Source organism: Streptomyces violaceusniger Tu 4113, from assembly GCF_000147815.2.
Lineage (GTDB): Bacteria > Actinomycetota > Actinomycetes > Streptomycetales > Streptomycetaceae > Streptomyces > Streptomyces violaceusniger_A.
The window spans coordinates 9,476,485-9,493,440 of the sequence record NC_015957.1 but is presented as its reverse complement, the minus strand read 5'-3'; the positions used below and the strand labels follow the sequence as shown (position 1 = coordinate 9,493,440).

Genomic DNA, 16,956 nt, shown 5'->3' with positions numbered 1-16,956 from the left:
CGAGTGAAACCGCCGTCCCAGTCCGTGAATGAGGTCTTGCGGGCTGGAGGCCCCTGAAGGGAGGATCGATCAGCCGGTAGGCGCCTCGCACCGGCCTGTGACCTCGGGAGTCTTGGGATGAAACTGCTGCGAGTCGGACCGGCGGGCGCGGAACGCCCCGCGCTGCTCGATCAGAACGGCACCTTGCGCGATCTGTCCGCGCTGGTCCCGGACATCGACGGCGCCCTCCTCGCCGACGAGGTCGCTCTCGCGCGGCTGCGCGCGGCAGCGGCCGCCGAGGGCGACGACGCGCTGCCCGTGATCGAGGACGGCGGGGTGCGGATCGGCCCGCCGCTCGGCCGTATCGGCAAGATCGTGTGCATCGGGCTGAACTACCACGACCACGCCGCCGAGACCGGCGCCACCGCCCCCGAAGAGCCCATCATCTTCATGAAGGCTCCGGACACGGTCGTCGGCCCCGATGACACGGTCCTCGTCCCGCGCGGCAGCGTGAAGACCGACTGGGAGGTCGAACTCGCCGTCGTCATCGGCCGCACCGCCCGCTACCTCGACTCCGACGAGGCCGCCCTCGCCTCGGTCGCGGGCTATGCGATCGCCCACGACGTCTCCGAGCGCGCCTTCCAGATCGAGCGCGGCGGCCAGTGGGACAAGGGCAAGAACTGCGAGACGTTCAACCCCCTGGGCCCCTGGCTGGTGACCGCCGACGAGGTCCCCGACCCGCAGGCCCTGGGCCTGCGCCTGTGGGTCAACGGCGAGGTCAAGCAGGACGGCACCACCGCGGACCAGATCTTCGGCGTGGCCCATGTGGTCCGCTACCTCAGCCAGTTCATGACCCTCCACCCCGGCGATGTCATCAACACCGGCACCCCGGCGGGCGTGGCCATGGGCCGCCCCGAGCCCAAGCCGTACCTCCGCTCCGGCGATGTCGTCGAGCTCGAGATCGACGGACTGGGGCGCCAGCGCCAGGAGTTCAAGGACGCGTAGCCGGATGCCGGGCGGGCGGCCCCGTCGGGGCCGCCCCTCCGCACGGCCGCCTCAGGCCGTCGTCGGCAGATAGCGCTCCAGCGCCTCCACCACCAGCGCGTGGTCCTCGGCCTGCGGCAGCCCCGAGACGGCGACCGCGCCGATGACGCCCGTGCCCGTCACATGGAGGGGGAAGGCGCCGCCGTGCGCGGCGTACCGGTCGGGGTCCAGGCGGGAGGACTCCTCGAAGCTGCTGCCCTTGGCGCGGAAGCGGGCCCCGACGAGGTACGAGCTCGCCCCGTAGCGCTCCACGACCCGGCACTTGCGCTCCAGCCAGGCGTCGTTGTCGGGGGAGGTGCCCGGCAGGGCGCGGTGGAAGAGCCGCTGCCCCGCCCGGTGGATGCCGATCGTGACGGCGGCGCCGCGCTCCTGGGCCAGGTCGGCGATGAGGCAGCCCAGACGCCAGGCGTCGTCGTTGTCGAAGCGGGGCAGGCGCAGCCGGCGCTCCTGCTCCTCGATGCGGGATATCAGCTCGGTGTGCTCGCTCATGCGGGGACCTCGATCCGGACGGTACGGCGCTCCGCGGCCGACACCCGGGCCGCCTCCAGCACATGCAGGGCGGCCGCGGCCTCGGCGGCGGTGACCGGCGGCGGGGTGCCGTCGCGGAGGGCGGCGGCGACGGCGGCGTAGTACGCGGGGTAGTCGCCCCGGAGGGTCGGCACGGGGACCCCGCCGCCGGTCAGCGGGGACTCTCCGGCGCCCAGCCGGCCCCATTCGCTCTCCGGCTCGGTGCCCCATTCAACGGACGGGTCGCCGGGGCGCAGCCCCTCGCGCAGGGCGGCCTCCTGCGGGTCGAGGCCGTACTTCACATAGCCCGACGCGCTGCCCAGCACCCGGAAGCGCGGGCCGAGCTGGGCGGTGATCGCGCTCATCCACAGATGGGAGCGGACGCCATTGGTGTGGGTGAGGGCGATGAAGGTGTCGTCGTCGGTCTGCGCCCCGGGGCGGCGCACATCCACCTCGGCGTAGACGGAGTCGACGGGCCCGAAGAGGGTGAGCGCCTGGTCGACGAGGTGGCTGCCCAGGTCGTACAGCAGCCCGCCGACCTCGGCCGGGTCGCCGGACTCCCGCCAGCCGCCCTTGAGCTGCGGCCGCCACCGCTCGAAGCGGGACTCAAAGCGCTGCACGTCGCCGAGCGCGCCCTCGGCGAGCAGCGCGCGCAGGGTGAGGAAGTCGTTGTCCCAGCGACGGTTCTGGAAGACGCTCAGCAGCAGCCCGCGGGCCTCGGCGAGCGCGGCCAGCTCCTCGGCCTCGGCGGCGGTCGCGGCCAGCGGCTTGTCCACGACGACCGGCAGCCCCGCCTCGAGGGCGGTGCGGGCGAGCGGCACGTGGGTGCGGTTCGGGGAGGCGATGACGACCAGGTCCAGCTCATCCGCCCGGCCCCACAGCTCATCGGCGGAGTCCACGAGACGGACAGCGGGGAACTCGGCGCGTGCCTGCCGCTGCCGCTCCGGGCTGGAGGTGACGATGGTGTCCAGGACCAGTCCCTCGGTGGCCGCGATCAAGGGGGCGTGGAAGACGGATCCGGCCAGGCCGTAGCCGATCAGTCCCACGCGGACGGTACTGCTGTCATCCATGGCATCCATGAGGGCCACTTTGGCAACAGTGTTGCCAAAGTGCAAGCGGTGGCCACAATGGAGGGGTGAACAGCACCATGTCGGGGGCGGCCGGGCCCGGAGCCAATCTGACCGCCCTGCGCAGCCATAACGCCGCGCTCGTCCTGCGTCTGCTGCGCGACGCGGGCGAGGACGGCGTCAGCCGACCGGAGCTGGCCGGCCACACCGGGCTCACCCCTCAAGCCGTCAGCAAGATCACGGCGCGGCTGAGGACGGAGGGGCTGGCGGTGGAGGCCGGTCAGCGCGCCTCGACCGGCGGTAAGCCGCCCGCCGTGCTCCGCCTGGTCCCGGGCGCGCGCCATGCGATCGGGCTGCAGCTCGACCGCGATGAGCTGACGGCCGTCCTCGTCGACCTCGCGGGCACACCGGTCGCCGCCCGCACGGCGCCCTTCGACTTCGGCGCGGGGGCGGAGGAGGCGCTCGCGGCGGCCACCGCCGAGGTCAGGGCGCTCCTCGCGGACGCCGGGACCGCCGGGACCGCCGGGACCGGCCTTACGGAGGCCGGCACGGAGACTGGCACGGAGACCGGTGGCGCGACCGGCGGCGCGGCGGGCGGCGGGCTGCTCGGCGGGTTGCTCGGCGTCGGCGTCGCCACGCCCGGACCGCTCGACCACGGCTCCGGCGTGCTGCACCGCGTCACCGGCTTCCCCCAGTGGGACGGCTTCCCGCTGCGCGACGCGCTCGCCGAGCGGCTCCCCCTGCCCGTCGTCCTCGACAAGGACACCAACGCCGCGGCGCTCGGGCTCGTGACCTCCGGGACCGCCGAGTCGGCCGCGTATCTCCATCTGGGCACGGGCCTCGGCGCCGGTCTGATGCTCGGCGGGGACGTGTACCGGGGGGCGCGGACCGACGCGGGCGAGTTCGGGCATCAGGTGATCCAGCTCGACGGGCCGCCCTGCGAATGCGGCAATCGCGGCTGCCTGGAGGCGCTGTGCCTCGCCGCCGTCGCACGCGACGACCATACGGACGCGGCGCGGCTGCTCGGCGTCGGCGCGGCCAACCTCGTACGGCTCCTCGACATCGACCGGGTGCTGCTGGGCGGCCGGGTGGTGCTGGCCGACCCGGAGCCCTACGTTCGCGGTGTGGCCACGATGATCGCCGAGGACTCCGCCCGCGCCAGCCGCCTCCCCGTGCCCGTGGATGTCGTGCAGCGGGGCGGGCGGGCCGTGGTCGAGGGCGCCGCCCGGCTCGTACTCGCACCGCTGTTCGCATTGGGCTGATCGAGGGGGATCCTGACCGCCAGTCGGGGGCAATCCGGGCCCGGTGCGGTGTGTCGGCGTGCGGACGCGGAATGTAGCGCAGTGCTCGGGGAAACCCCGCACAGCAGAGGTCACTCATGCGCTTGCCCACCGCACTGTCCCTACGAGCTGTCCTTCCGGCGGCCGCGCTCGCGTTCGCCCCCGCCCTCTATGGAATCCCGGTGTACGCCGCCGAGGCCGAGTCCGCCGCCTGCGGGGGCCGGAACGCCTCCGACTTCCCGATCGAAGCCCAGCTGCGCGATGGGCCGGATCAGTACGCCCGGGGCGGCGGCTGGCGCGGCTGGCACCTCGAACTGCGCAACGCCACGGATACCGGCTGCCGTGCCATCCACCCCATCGCCGTCCTGATCGACCAGGCCCGTGAACTGCGGCCCCGGCATATTGGTTTCGAGTTCCTGGACCCGTCCGCGGAGGGCGGCGCCACCTGGCGGGCCGTCTCCTTCCAGACGACGGACGAGGACGAGAACATCGGGGTCTTCGACAACAGCCATTTCAAGGGTTTCACCGTGCCCGCGCACAAGACCGTCGACGTGCAGGTGCGCACGCGTTTCACCGAGGACGCGCCCGAGGGGCCGGTGACGGCCAACGCCATCGCCGTACAGCGGCGCGCGGACGACGGCGACTGGGTGGGACAGTCGAACGACTACGCATTCCGCATCGGCCCGGCGGCGACGGGCGCGGGTTTGGGCACGGGCACGGGTACGGGTGCCGGTACGGAGGCCGGGACGGGCGCGGAGGCCCGGACGGGTACCGGAACGCGGACGAGGGCGGCTACGGGCGCCGTCAGGGACAGGGAGACGGACGCCGGTGTCGGCTCCGGAGCCGACACCGACGGAGCCACCGAGACGAAGCCCGCGCCGCAGCCGACCACCCGCTCCAAGAGCCCCACGGCCGCTCCGACGCGAACGCCCGAGAAGACCCGGCCCTCCGCCCCCGCCGCGCCGAGCCGCACGCCGAGCTCCGGCGCGAGCCATAAGGAGAGCCATCCGGCCGCGGTGCCGCCCCGTGCCGAAAGCGACGCTGATGCCGACGCGGAGGCGGATGCCGACGCCGACATCGGCGCGGAGGCCGACGTCGACACCGATCCCAGTGCCGAAACGGACACGGGGACCGGAGCGGATGCCGATACGGATACGGGTACGGGTACCGATACCGAGCCGGGTGCTGATGCCGACACCGACACGGACGCGGACCTCGGCGCGGACGCGAGCGCGGAGGCCGAGACAGGTACCGACACCGATACGGGCGCCGACCCCGAGGCGGGTACGGACACCGGGACGGACGCGGACGCGGACGCGGACGCCGACACCGACGCCGGTACCGGCACCGACCTCGACGAGGGCCTCGACGCGGACAGCGACCTCGGTACGGGCACCGACCTGGGCACCGACACCGGGCTAGGCACGGAGACCGACGACCCCGGCGCCGAATCCGACCTGGGCACCGAGACGGACCCCGGCGCTGAAACGGACCCGGGCACCGACCCCGGAGCCGAGACCGACCCCGGACGGGAGTCCCAAGCCGACCCCAGCACCGGCACCGGCGCCGACGGACGTCACGAGCAGCAGGACGGCGGCCACGAGCGCGAGCGGATGCCCGAACTCGCCGCGACGGGCCGTCACACCGCCCTGCTCGCGGGGCTCGGCGTCATCAGCGCCGCGCTCGTGGCCTGTGGCACCGTCCTCGTGGTGAAGTCCCGGCGCTCGGGGACCTGAAGCCCCGATGTTCCCGATTTCGAGCTACTGGCCCCGGGGCCCCTCGCCCCGGCGGCGCAGCTCGTCGTCGACCTTGTCCGAGCCGGACTGGATCTGCTCCGAGTACTTGCCGCCCGTCTTCTTGTCAGCGGCCTCGGCCCCCTTGCGAGTGCCCTTCCGAGCTTTGTCGGGGTTCTTGCTGATCGCGCCCTTGAGCTTGTCCATCATGCCCATCGCGGCCTCCTTACGGTCCGGCTCGTTCCAGGGAGGGGCGGAATCCGCCCCTCCCTCAGGATCAGACACCTGTGCGGATCTGTCGCGCTGGGACGGGGCGCGAACGGACGGCGAACGCATTGTGCTCCCGGACACGGGGCGGACTCCCCAGGACTTTCCCCGGTTAGGCTGAGGTCGTCGCCAAAGGTCGATTCCGAGTGGAGAGCAACCAGTGGCAGAGCGCAAGCCGATCGAGTCATGGCTCACCGACATGGACGGTGTCCTGATGCACGAGGGCATACCGGTGCCAGGTGCCGATGCCTTCGTCAAGCGGCTGCGCGAGTCAGGCACGCCCTTCCTGGTGCTCACCAACAACTCCATCTACACCCCGCGCGACCTCCACGCCCGGCTGTCCCGGATCGGGCTGGACGTCCCGGTGGCCAACATCTGGACGTCGGCGCTGGCCAGCGCCCAGTTCCTGGACGAGCAGCGCCCCGGCGGCACCGCGTATGTGATCGGGGAGGCGGGGCTGACCACCGCGCTGCACGACATCGGCTACGTCCTTACGGATGTCGAGCCGGACTACGTGGTGCTCGGCGAGACCCGTACGTACAGCTTCGAGGCGCTCACCAAGGCCATCCGGCTGATCAACGACGGTGCGCGGTTCATCGCCACGAACCCCGATGAGATCGGGCCCTCCGCGGAGGGTGCGCTGCCCGCCACCGGTTCCGTGGCCGCGCTGATCACCAAGGCCACCGGCCAGAAGCCGTACTTCGTCGGCAAGCCCAATCCGCTGATGATGCGCTCCGGGCTGAACGCGATCGGTGCCCACTCCGAGACCAGCGCGATGATCGGCGACCGGATGGACACGGATGTCCGGGCCGGGCTCGAGGCCGGTATGGAGACCTTCCTGGTGCTCACCGGGGTGACCAAGGCAGCAGAGGTGGACCGGTACCCGTACCGCCCGTCCACGGTCGTCGACTCCATCGCTGACCTCGTGGAACGCATCGCCTGACCCGCCGAGGGCCGCCCCTGCCCGACCGGCCGGTGACCCCTGCCCGACCCGCCGGTGCCCCCTGCCCGACCCTCCGGTGCCCCCTGTGCCCCGGATGGCGCAGTAGGCGCCCGCAGCGGATGCGGGCCCCTGCCGGGCGCGTGAGCCTCTTGGTATCGGGAGGTTCTCACCATGCGCATCGTCGCACTCACTCTCTGTACCGCAGCATGCGCCGCCGTCGCGGCGATGACGGCCGCTGCTCCGGCCCTCGCCGACCAGCGCCACTCCGCCACCACCACGATCCGGATCAGTCCGCACGCCCTTGCCCCCGGGGCCGAGGTCGAGGTCTGGGCCTTCGGCTGCCCTGACCGGGAGGCCACGGCCTCGTCACCGGTATTCGTGGACGACGCGGAGCTGACGCCCGAGGGGGACGCGCTCTTCAGCGAGGCGACGATCCGCTCGACGGCGACCAAGGGGGCGCACCGGGTCACCGTGGACTGCGCGGACGGCCTCGTACGCGAGGACCCTGAGGGCCGTGACGACGGTAAGGGCGGCATGGGCGCCATGGGCGGGGTCTCCCTCGCCGTGGAACGCCCGCCCTCGCCCGTCGCCCCCGTCCGCGCGGGCGGAGGCGGCACCGCGCCCGATGAGACCCGGGCACGCGATGACATCGGCGGTGCGGAGGCGTACGGCCTGGTGCTCTCGGGCGGTACGGCCCTGGCCGTCGGCGGCCTCGCGGTCCACCGCCGCCGTCATCCCTCCCGTACGGCGGGCTGATCGCCATGGACATGGATACCGAGATGGATGGGAACGTGGACGGAAATCGCTTCTCCGGCCTCGGACGGCTGGCCACGGGGGTGGCCTGGGTGGCGCTGCTGCTCGGCTTGTGGATGTGGGGCCGGGACACCACGGAGGGAACGGGCGGTCCGGCGCCGATGACCGGGGACGTGGCCGCGGTCGGCCGCCCGCCCGCCCATCCACTGCCCCCGGCGCACGCGCCGCTGGCGTCCGCCAGGCCGAAGCGGGTCGTGATCGAGGCGGCGGGGGTCCGCGCCCCCATCGTCGCCAGCGGCCTCGACCGCGACGGAGCCGTGAAGCCCCCGTCCGTCAGCCGCCCCGGCACGGTCGGCTGGTACCGCGCCGGCCCCGAGCCCGGCTCCCCGGGCGCCGCGCTGCTGGTCGGTCACCTGGACACGAAGAGCAAACCGGCGGTCTTCCACGGGCTGAGCGACCTCAAGCGGGGGGAGCGGGTACGGGTCGCGCGATCGGACGGTACGACGGCGGAGTTCACGGTCGAGGACGTCGAGGTGGTGCCGGAGAAGCACTTCGACGCGCGACGGGTGTACGGGTCGCGGTCCCATGACCGTGCGGAGCTGCGGCTGATCACCTGCGGAGGGAAGTTCAACCGCGCGACGCGGACGTATACGGCGAACGTCGTCGTCTCGGCCTACCTGACCGGCACGACGGGCTCCGCCCACAGTGTGTCGGCCGGGAGCCGCAATGCGCACTAGGCGGTGCGGTTGCGGTGGTCGCCTGCGGCAGGCAAAGCCCCCACCCCGCCCCTCCCCGAAACCAGGGGGCTGCGCCCCGGCCCCCACTCGGGGCTCCGCCCCGGACCCCGCTGGGCTGCGCCCCCGCCCCCCGCTCGGGGCTGCGTCCCCGCCCTGTGCCCCGGCCCCTGCTTGGGGGCTCTCCCCCGGACCCTGCTTGGGGCTCCCCCGGACCCTGCTTGGGGCTCCGCCTCCTGCATCCCGGCTCGGGATTGCTTCCCGGATCCCGTTCGGGGCGGTGCCCCGCACGCCTGCTCGGGGTTGGGCCCCGGGCCCTGGTTGGGGCTGTGCCCCGTACTCCTGCTTGGGGCTGTGCCCCGCACCCCCCGCTCGGGGTTGGGCCCCGGACCCTGCCCGGGGCGGAGCCCGGCACCCCCGCGCCGGGCTCCGCCCCTGCCCCGCCCGGACCCCGCCCCCCTGCCGCGGAGCGCATCGCGTCATGGCGTACGGGCGAAAAACCGGGTGGGTTGTGGATGAGCCCCCGGTGGTTCGGGGCGGTGTGTAAGGATTGATTCGACCGGTCTTGTCCCGCCGGGGGATCACCGCCTGTTCCCCGGAGCGTGCACCCAAGGGGGAGTGGATGTACGGCAGTTACACGGGCCGCTCGCGTCACGTTGCCCGTACCCGTACCCGCTCTCTCTCCGCCGCCGGGGCGCTGCTGTCGTGTGTGGTGCTCTCCGGGTGCTTTGGGGCCTCGAAGGGGGACAGCGATCATGCCTCCCTCGCCGGGCAGGCGAAGCAGCGGCCCAAGTCCACGATTCCCTACTGGGTGAATCCGGATGGCAGCGCGGCGCGGCAGGTGGCGGCGTATCGGAAGAAGGGGGCGGGCGGGGAGGCCAGGCTGCTACAGAAGATCGCGGAGCAGCCCGTCGCGGAGTGGCTCGGGGTGGACGATCCGGAGGGGCAGGCGCGGGGGTTCAGCGCGGCCGCGGATCAGGTGAACCGGGACGCGCTGCTGGTCTTCTACAACATCCCGCACCGCGACTGCGGGCAGTATTCCAAGGGCGGCGCCGCCGACGGCAACGCCTATCGCATCTGGCTGGACAAGACGGTCCGGGGGATCGGCGACCGGCGGGCGACGGTCATCCTTGAGCCCGACGCGCTGCCGCACGTTGTGGACGGCTGTACACCCAAGCAGTTCCACGAGGAGCGGTACGACTTACTGACCGGCGCTGTGGACAAGCTCAAGGGGCTGCCGCGCACCAAGGTCTATCTGGACGCCGGAAACCCCCACTGGATCAAGGACCCGCGGCGGATGGTCGAGCCGCTCAAGCGGGCCGGTATCCGTAAGGCCGACGGCTTCGCGCTGAACACCTCCAACTACCAGACGACCCAGGAGAACAGGGCGTACGGCAAGAGGCTGTCCGTGCTGACCGGCGGCAAGCCCTTCGTGATCGACACCAGCCGTAACGGCAATGGCCCGGCCCCCGGTAAGGACGACCCGCAGGCGTGGTGCAATCCGAGGGGCCGGGCGCTGGGCGAGCGGCCGACCACCGACACCGGGGACAAGCTGGTCGACGCCTATCTGTGGATCAAGCGTCCGGGCGAGTCGGACGGCACCTGCAAGGGCGGTCCCACCGCAGGTCGGTGGTGGCCCCGGTACGCGCTCGATCTCGCCCGTAACGCCAACCGTAAGGACAGCTAGGTCGGTCAGACGGTGAGGACAGCCGGCGGCTGTTACTTCTTCTTGGGCGCCGGCACCTTCACCCACACCGCCTTCGACGGTGTGCCCTGGTCGTCCACCGCGTTGAGCATGTACCACCCCGGCGGCATCACTGACGCGTCCTTCGGCAGCGTCACCGTCACCCCGTCCTTCGTCCGCGTGAAGTCGAGCGCGATCGACCGCTGCTCGACATTGGTCACATGGGTGAAGGACCCGGGCCGGATCAGCCGCATCTTGGTGATCGCCGATGCGTGCGCGGTCCGGTAGGTGGTCTTCGCGCCCGGCTTGACCGTCCTGGGCGCGGTGTCGGTGAGCTTCGGACGGGAGTCGCGGAAGAGATACGGCGGGGTGTAGAGGTCGATCTGCTGCTGGAACTCACCCGGCTTGGTGTTGGCCTTGTCGCCGAAGAGCGAGTCCGAGCCGAAGGTCATGACCCGGCCGTCCGGCAGGAGCAGCGCCCCCGAGTGGTAGTTGCGGCCCACCAGCGGATCGGCCACCGAATGCGCGGTGTTGGTCTTCGGGGTGTAGAGCTCGGCCTTGAGCACATTGGTGTCGCCGCGGCCCCGGTAGTCGCCCGAGCCGTTGGTGGTCAGGATGGTGTCATCGGGCAGGATCACACTGCTCGGATAGCGCACCTTCGCATACAGCTCCGGGCCGTTTTTGAAGCGCGGCTTATCGGCACGCAGATCGACGATCCGGGTCTTGGCCGTGGACTTGGTGTCCTCGCCGACCCCGCCCCCGCCCAGCACCATGTACCGCTGGTCCTGTGCGGGCGGCAGCAGCACGGACATCGAGGTCTCCAGGGCGTCCGGGTCGCTGATGCCCGGCACCACGTCGAACCGATTGCTCTTCAGATCCCAGATGCCGGGGGTGCGTCCCTTGTCGTCCGGGCCGTATCCGGCATTCGAGCCGGTGTAGAAGATCCGGCCCTTGCCGGTCAGGAACAGCGCGGGATACGTCGGGAAGAAGCGCTTCTTGGGCAGGTACTTCCACTTCTTGGCCTTGGGGTCGTAGATCTCGCTCTTCCCCGGGACCACCTGGCCGATCTCGTCCAGCCCGGAGACCGCGAGCACCTTGCCGTCCTGGAGGCCGGTCAGGGTCGGGTACCAGCGGGCCTCGTTCATCGGATCGACCGGGATGTACCGCTCGGCCACCGGGTCGAACTCATACGCCTGCTTGATGCCCTGGAAGTCCTTCTTGTCGAACGACAGCTTCTGCGCGATGCCGTAGAAGTTCCGCCGGTCCTTGCCCTTCAGTCCGGCGATCCGGTAATTGTCCTCGGTGCCGGTCTGGTGTTTTCTGCCCTTGCGCAGCGCCTCCACATAGACCCGCGCCGTGCTCGCGCCGACCGTGACCTTCTTGGTCTTGGGGTTCTTCTTCTTCGTCGCGCGCGGAACCAGAAGCGGGTCCTTGGAGACGAAGGTCTTGCCGCTCTCCTTCCCGGTGAAGCGGGTCCCGGCGGGGAAGGTCCTGGGCTTGTCGGGGTCCTCGTTGTGGACGAACATCAGTCCGCCCGCCTTCTCGACATCGCCCTTGAGCTTCTCGTAGCGCTGGGTGCCGCCCGCCACCAGCAGCTTTCCGTCCGGGAGCTGGGAGTGCCCGGAGCAGAAGAGGTCCTTGGGGGTCGGAATGTTGGTGAAGGTGTTCTTCTCCGGATCCCACAGGACGCTGCGGAAGGATTTGGCGGCGAAGTTCTTGGCGTTGTTCCCGGAGCCGGCCACCAGCAGCACCTTGCCCGTATGCAGCAGGGCGGCGTGGATCGTATTGATCCGGTATTGCTCGGGGACGTCGACCACATCCCAGTGGCCGTTCTCCGCCTTGTACTCCGGTCGGTTGATTGTGTACGTGTGGTACTTGTCCGAGCTGAAACGGTAGAGAGCCGGGCCGTTCATCCCGGCCAGCACGGTGATTGCCGCCGCACCGATCCCGAAGCGACGGGTGCGGCGACTCGGTCGGTACTTCACTTCTTATCGTCCCCCAAGGGCGGGCTGCGGGTTCCGTTTCTCCTGGCGGACGGTCCACCGCCAGGCGATGATCGGCGTGGCTGCGACAGCCAGGGCAATTGATGCCCAAACGGTCATCGCTGGATGACTGTGGCCGAAGTAGAAGGAAGAGGCGAGCGACCCGCCGAAGACCGCCAGGAAGAAAAGATGGGTCCGGAAGGTGCCGTGACGCCTGCGGCGGGCTGTTCCCCTCCCCGCCCCTCTCACAACTGGGCTCCGCCCAGACCCCGGAGTTCAGGGGCGAAGCCTTGCTACGCGGCGGAGCCGCGCGTCGGCACAGCCCCGCCCCCAGCAGCGGCGCCTTTCGCGCCGCAGTCGACTTCCGCCGATCCGCTTAGGACTTGTCCGGCCGATCATGTGACTGCCTCGTGTCTGAATCGTTGATGTGGCATGGGGCGGGGTGATCTGACGGATGCGGAGTGGGAACGACTGCGGCCGTTCCTGCCGGTCAGCAATGGACGTTGTGGCAGGTGGCGGGATCATCGACAGGTGATCGACGGGATCCTGCACCGCGTGCGCACCGGGGTGCAGTGGCGTGATCTGCCCGAACGGTTCGGACCGTGGAAGACCGTCTATGAACGCCACCGGCTATGGTCGGCCGACGGCACCTGGGAACGCCTGCTGCAGCAGGTCCAAGCCGCGGCCGACGCCGCGGGCGACATCGACTGGGACCTGGCGGTCGACTCGACCATCGTGCGCGCTCATCAGCACGCGGCCGGTGCTCGCACAGATCCGCCGCCGGCAGCCGCGTCAAAGGGGGCCGAAACAGCAGAACACCAGGACGAGCCTCCGTGGCAGAGCCTGCTCGCCCGGCTGGTGGAGGTGGTGCAGGAGGTGAGGGACTGGGCCGCTCGCGCGGCGGACTCACGAGCAAGCTCCACCTGAGCGCCGACGGCCGCTGCCGCCCGCTGTCCCTGATTGTCACCGGTGGACAGCGGGCGGACTGCACCCAGTTCCAGCCGGTGCTGGAGAAGATCCGCGTTCCACGGCCGGGGCCGGGCAGACCGCGCACAAAGCCCGACAGCCTCGCCGCTGACAAGGCCTACAGCAACGGGCCCTGCCGCGACTACCTGCGACGACGGGGCATCCGGCACATCATCCCGGAGAAGTCCGACAGTCAGGCCGCCCGCCTGCGTAAAGGCTCACGCGGCGGACGGCCACCCGGCTTCGACGAGGAACGGTACAAGAAGCGCAACACGGTCGAGCGGGCGATCAACAGGTTGAAGCAGTCCCGGGCCGTGGCCACTCGCTACGACAAACGCGGCTACGTCTTCCTCGGCACAGCCACCACAGCCGCGCTGGTCATTTGGCTTCGCACATGATCGCCCGGACAAGTCCTAGTCGCGGTGCGCCGAGCGCAGTCGGATGCGGATGTTCCCGAAGTGGTCGCGGATCGCCTCTTCGGCTCGCAGGGCGTCCCCCGAGCGCACCGACTCCAGGATCTCCCGGTGCTGCTTGCAGGTGACCCTCGGATCGGTGGGCACGTCCACGAGATCGGTGCGCACCCGGTGGAAGGCGTCCCAGAACGCCTCCAGCACCTCGCTCAGCAGCGTGTTGTCCAGGCTCCCGTAGAGCGCGGCGTGAAACGCCCGGTCCGTCTCGGCCCGCACCGAGCCCTCCGCCGCCTCCGCCTCCATCCGCCGTACGACCGCGTCCAGCTCGGCGAGATCCGCCTCCGGGATCCGCCCGGCCAGCCGAGCTATCAGCCCGGCCTCGACGGCCTCGCGCAGCTCCAGCAGCTCCAGCAGGCTGTCCTCGCCCCGGTAGTGCCCGGCGACGGTACGGAAGATCAACCCTTCGATCATCGGCGCCATCGACATGGGCCCGACGTACGTCCCGAAGCCGTGCCGGATCTCCACGAGCCCCATCGCCTGCAGCGCCTTGAGCGCCTCGCGCACGGAGTTGCGGCTGACGCCGAGCAGCTCCATCAGCTCGGTCTCGGTGGGCAGTGGAGCGCCCGAGCGCAGCCGCTGGTCGATGATCAGCCGCTTGATGCGTTCCTGGATGTCGTTCGTCATCCCCCGCGAAACCCCCCGCGCGTGGGGATGCGAATGCGAATTCGAGTGTGCCGCCACCGCCACCTCCGATCCGAACAGCTTAGCGGCGGCGGCGCGAGCAGGTCAGATGTGCGCGATGAAGGCGGCCCAGGCTTCGGGGGAGACGCTGAGCGGGGCCCGCTCGGTGTCCTTGGAGTCCCGGATGTGCACGGCCTTGGTGCGTATCGCCACCTCGACGCAGTTGCCGCCGCCGCTTCCGCTGTAGCTGCTCTTGAACCACTTCAGGTCAGTGGTGCTGCTCATAGCGCTCCTCGCATCCGCTCCAGCAGGCTCGTGCTGTCCTGAGGGCTCAGAGCCTGTGAGCGCAGTTTGCCATAGCGCTGAACCATCGCACTGACGGCTTTTGGGTCGGTGACCAGGACGCTCGTGTCATGTGCTTCGACGTAGCCGATCCACCTGTTGTCCTCGGTCTCTGCGAGGTACATCGGCCCGTCGGCGCCGAAGTGATCCTTCTGTCGCATGGACATGACCTGGATCTCCACGTTCCAGAGACACTGCTGCTCAAGAAGGTTGTCGAGAAGTATCCTGGTTACCTCGGGGCCGCCCAAGTCCCGCTCCAGCAGGGACTGTTCGACGATGAAGCAGAACGAGGCGTTCGGCCGCTCCTTGAGCAGCCGTTGCCTCGCCAGGCGTGCGACAACCTGCTGTTCCAACTGCTTGGGCGAGATGTGCGGGATACGGCGCTCGAAGATCGCGCGGATGTAGGGCTCAGGTTGGAGCAGGCCCGGGATGACCGCGCACTCGTACGTGAGGAGGGACACCGCCTCCTCCTCGATCCCCGCCCATCGTAAGAACCACGACGCGAGGCCCACCTTTCGTGTCAGCGTGCGGTACGCCGCGCCCAGAACGCGCACGGCCGGGGCGCCCAGGACCTCCTCCGCGCGCGGGATGAGTTCCTTGGGCGGGAAGCGCCTGCCCTGTTCCATCTTGGCCACGTACGTCGCCGAGTACCGCACTCGTGGGGCGAACTGCTCCTGGGTCAGCCCCGCCTCGTCCCGTAGCGCCTTCAGAACCGCGCCAAAGGTCTTGAGGCTCTCCGACGTTTCCGGTTCGCTGTCTTTTGTCATCCTCATATCGTCACGGGCGGTGACCATCCCGGTCCAGTCAGTGAACTGGTACAGGCGAAACTGGGTGGGTGTCGTGCCTGGCAGCGGCCACCGCTCGGCCGGGACGCTTCCGCCATGACCGCACCACAGGGCCAAGTCCCCGTCACCGTACGTACGTTCGCGCAGCGATTCTCCGCCACTCGGCGCGGGGCTCGGCTCGCCCGGCTGCTGGCCGTGCGTCAACTCACCGACTGGGGGCTCTCCCCGGGGGTCGGCGGCTATGACGCGGCGGTTCTGGTCGTCGCCGAACTCGCCGCCAACGCCGTGCTGCACGGCCGCGTACCGGGGCGGGACTTCGGAGTGCGGCTGACGTACGACGAGCGGGTCGGCGTCCTGGAGATCGAGGTGAGCGACACCCACGAGAAGTGCCCCGTGCCGAAGGCGCCCACGTCGGACGACGAGGAGGGGCGTGGCCTGCTCCTGGTCGAGGCGTTGGCAGACCGTTGGGGGATCAGGGAGCGCCGGGGTCCGGGCAAGACCGTATGGGCGCGGATCACCGAGGCGAGGTGACTTTGAGCATGGGGCCGGAGCTGGGGGCGGGGCCTCGCCGCCGGCCGCCGGGCCCGTCGGGGCCGGCGCTGTGGCGGCTTCGGTACCCGGGGGTCGAGGCCGACCCGGGGTGCGGGTCGACGGGTCCCGGGGAGGCCCCTCCGGGTACCCCTCTAAAAAACGCTTGATCTGAAGCAACTAATTTGTCAAACGATTTCCAGGGGGGTACCCCAACCCCCCTGCTGTCCGGCACTCCGGCAACGGCCCCCACACCGGAAGGCCGTAGCCGCCGCCGGCTCCCACCTCCGGCGGCCCGGCGGTCGGCGACGCGGCCGCGCCCCCCACCCCCTGCCCCGCTGCTCAATTGCGCCGAAGGCGCGAGACGGCGCCGCACTCGACCGGGCCGAGCAACTCGCACCCCTCCCCTCCCCGAGGCCCCTCCCCTCCCCGAGGGCCCTCTCCGCTCCCCGAGGGGCGGTCGGCGTGATTGACCGGCGCACCAGCCGCACCTGACTCGCTCCGCACCACTGTGCGCCGGGGGTGGTGCTCTGGCGTGTGTCCCGCTGGTGCGGAAGATTCTGCCGCGCAAGCAATTCGGTGCATTGCCGAATGTGTCGCACTGGAGGGGAATATGTCGCCTATTCGCGTTTTTGTCGCATCACTCGCCGTCGCCGGCGTGCTGGTCGGCACCGGGGCCGGTGCCGCGTCGGCCGCCGCCGTCAGCCGTTTCGACGACGGCAGCTTCGAGACGCCAGCGGTGGGGGCCAACACGTTCGGGACCGTGGCGGCCGGAGGGACCATCGGGCCGTGGCAGGTCACATCCGGAAACGTGGACCATATCGGGGACGGCTTCTGGCAGGCGGCCGAGGGGGGCCAGTCCGTGGACCTCAACGGGACGGGCGCCGGCTCGGTGGCGCAGACCTTCACGACCGTGCCGGGGAAGCGGTACACGGTCACGTACTCCCTGGCCGGCAACCCGGCGGGCGGTCCCACCATGAAGACCGGATCGGTGTTGGTCGACGGGCAGAACTTCCGGAACTTCACCTTCGACATCACCGGCAAGTCCTTCGGGAACATGGGCTATGTGACCCAGGAGGTGACCTTCGTGGCGCGTGGGACCTCCACGACGCTGGCGTTCGCCAGCACGAACAACTCCGCCTACGGGCCGGTCATCGACGACGTGATGGTCCGGCACTGCACGCCCTGTCCCTCCTGCGGCTGATCGCGAAAGGGAGCCCCCGGCGCCCCACGCGCCGGGGGCTCCCCGTTCTCCAAGGGCGCGCACGTTG

Annotated in this window: 17 protein-coding genes; 10 read left to right on the top strand and 7 right to left on the bottom strand. The window is 70.7% G+C overall.

All coding sequences use genetic code 11. From position 1 onward, the window contains the following. The first annotated feature begins 117 nt into the window (after nucleotides 1–117). The gene (locus STRVI_RS38775; RefSeq protein WP_014061025.1) at nucleotides 118–984 is read left to right on the top strand and encodes a fumarylacetoacetate hydrolase family protein; all 867 of its coding nucleotides are present in this window, start codon (nucleotides 118–120) and stop codon (nucleotides 982–984) included. Between the two features lie 51 nt (nucleotides 985–1,035). On the opposite strand, the gene STRVI_RS38770 is transcribed toward STRVI_RS38775, so the two are convergent. Both STRVI_RS38770 and STRVI_RS38765 read right to left on the bottom strand, forming a co-directional pair. Next, entirely contained in the window at nucleotides 1,036–1,512 is a 477-nt protein-coding gene (locus STRVI_RS38770) for a heme-degrading domain-containing protein (protein ID WP_014061024.1), read from the bottom strand. Continuing rightward, a complete protein-coding gene (locus STRVI_RS38765) occupies nucleotides 1,509–2,609 on the bottom strand; it encodes a Gfo/Idh/MocA family protein (protein ID WP_014061023.1) in 1,101 nt (366 codons plus the stop codon). The genes STRVI_RS38770 and STRVI_RS38765 overlap by 4 nt, the downstream gene beginning before the upstream one ends. A 68-nt stretch (nucleotides 2,610–2,677) precedes the next feature. Here STRVI_RS38765 and STRVI_RS38760 point away from each other — a divergent pair, with 68 nt between their 5' ends. Both STRVI_RS38760 and STRVI_RS55785 read left to right on the top strand, forming a co-directional pair. Next, nucleotides 2,678–3,859, top strand: coding sequence for an ROK family transcriptional regulator (locus STRVI_RS38760; protein ID WP_014061022.1), 1,182 nt, complete (start codon nucleotides 2,678–2,680; stop codon nucleotides 3,857–3,859). 116 nt (nucleotides 3,860–3,975) lie between these two features. Next, nucleotides 3,976–5,613, top strand: a complete 1,638-nt coding sequence (locus tag STRVI_RS55785) for a hypothetical protein (protein WP_014061021.1) — start codon at nucleotides 3,976–3,978, stop codon at nucleotides 5,611–5,613. Nucleotides 5,614–5,637: 24 nt separating this feature from the next. Here STRVI_RS55785 and STRVI_RS38750 read toward each other — a convergent pair whose 3' ends face one another. Then, a complete protein-coding gene (locus STRVI_RS38750) occupies nucleotides 5,638–5,826 on the bottom strand; it encodes an antitoxin (RefSeq protein ID WP_014061020.1) in 189 nt (62 codons plus the stop codon). 211 nt (nucleotides 5,827–6,037) lie between these two features. Between STRVI_RS38750 and STRVI_RS38745 the strand changes: the two genes are divergently transcribed. The 4 genes from STRVI_RS38745 (at nucleotide 6,038) to STRVI_RS38730 (ending at nucleotide 9,994) form a co-directional block, all read left to right on the top strand. Beyond that, on the top strand, nucleotides 6,038–6,820 hold the full coding sequence (locus STRVI_RS38745) for an HAD-IIA family hydrolase (RefSeq protein ID WP_014061019.1): 783 nt from the start codon (nucleotides 6,038–6,040) through the stop codon (nucleotides 6,818–6,820). Between the two features lie 171 nt (nucleotides 6,821–6,991). Beyond that, a complete protein-coding gene (locus STRVI_RS38740; RefSeq protein ID WP_014061018.1) occupies nucleotides 6,992–7,576 on the top strand; it encodes a hypothetical protein in 585 nt (194 codons plus the stop codon). A gap of 23 nt (nucleotides 7,577–7,599) precedes the next feature. Further along, nucleotides 7,600–8,310 (top strand): class F sortase, encoded by a 711-nt coding sequence (locus STRVI_RS38735; protein ID WP_208949201.1) that lies wholly within the window; start codon nucleotides 7,600–7,602, stop codon nucleotides 8,308–8,310. Between the two features lie 619 nt (nucleotides 8,311–8,929). Beyond that, nucleotides 8,930–9,994, top strand: coding sequence for a glycoside hydrolase family 6 protein (locus tag STRVI_RS38730; RefSeq protein ID WP_014061016.1), 1,065 nt, complete (start codon nucleotides 8,930–8,932; stop codon nucleotides 9,992–9,994). A gap of 32 nt (nucleotides 9,995–10,026) precedes the next feature. On the opposite strand, the gene STRVI_RS38725 is transcribed toward STRVI_RS38730, so the two are convergent. Beyond that, entirely contained in the window at nucleotides 10,027–11,976 is a 1,950-nt protein-coding gene (locus STRVI_RS38725) for a kelch motif-containing protein (protein WP_014061015.1), read from the bottom strand. Between the two features lie 429 nt (nucleotides 11,977–12,405). Between STRVI_RS38725 and STRVI_RS49340 the strand changes: the two genes are divergently transcribed. After that, nucleotides 12,406–13,337, top strand: a protein-coding gene (locus STRVI_RS49340) for an IS5 family transposase (protein WP_435532578.1) whose coding sequence is annotated in 2 segments (ribosomal slippage) — nucleotides 12,406–12,783 and nucleotides 12,786–13,337 — 930 coding nt in all. Because the reading frame shifts where the segments join, the coding sequence is not laid out codon by codon here. Between the two features lie 15 nt (nucleotides 13,338–13,352). Here the strand turns inward: STRVI_RS49340 and STRVI_RS38710 are convergent. From STRVI_RS38710 to STRVI_RS38700, 3 genes are all read right to left on the bottom strand, one after another. Continuing rightward, a complete protein-coding gene (locus tag STRVI_RS38710) occupies nucleotides 13,353–14,033 on the bottom strand; it encodes a FadR/GntR family transcriptional regulator (protein ID WP_043237225.1) in 681 nt (226 codons plus the stop codon). Nucleotides 14,034–14,135: 102 nt separating this feature from the next. After that, a complete protein-coding gene (locus tag STRVI_RS38705; protein WP_014061013.1) occupies nucleotides 14,136–14,315 on the bottom strand; it encodes a DUF397 domain-containing protein in 180 nt (59 codons plus the stop codon). Then, nucleotides 14,312–15,139, bottom strand: a complete 828-nt coding sequence (locus tag STRVI_RS38700; RefSeq protein ID WP_251982822.1) for a helix-turn-helix domain-containing protein — start codon at nucleotides 15,137–15,139, stop codon at nucleotides 14,312–14,314. Before STRVI_RS38700 ends, STRVI_RS38705 begins: the two co-directional genes overlap by 4 nt. A gap of 114 nt (nucleotides 15,140–15,253) precedes the next feature. Here STRVI_RS38700 and STRVI_RS38695 point away from each other — a divergent pair, with 114 nt between their 5' ends. Together STRVI_RS38695 and STRVI_RS38690 are read left to right on the top strand one after the other, a co-directional pair. Next, nucleotides 15,254–15,688 carry an ATP-binding protein gene (locus STRVI_RS38695; RefSeq protein WP_014061011.1) on the top strand — a complete coding sequence of 145 codons (435 nt, stop codon included), beginning with the start codon at nucleotides 15,254–15,256 and terminating at the stop codon, nucleotides 15,686–15,688. Between the two features lie 610 nt (nucleotides 15,689–16,298). Beyond that, nucleotides 16,299–16,889: a choice-of-anchor C family protein gene (locus STRVI_RS38690; protein ID WP_014061010.1), complete on the top strand. Its 591-nt coding sequence runs from the start codon at nucleotides 16,299–16,301 to the stop codon at nucleotides 16,887–16,889. Nucleotides 16,890–16,956 lie beyond the last annotated feature (67 nt).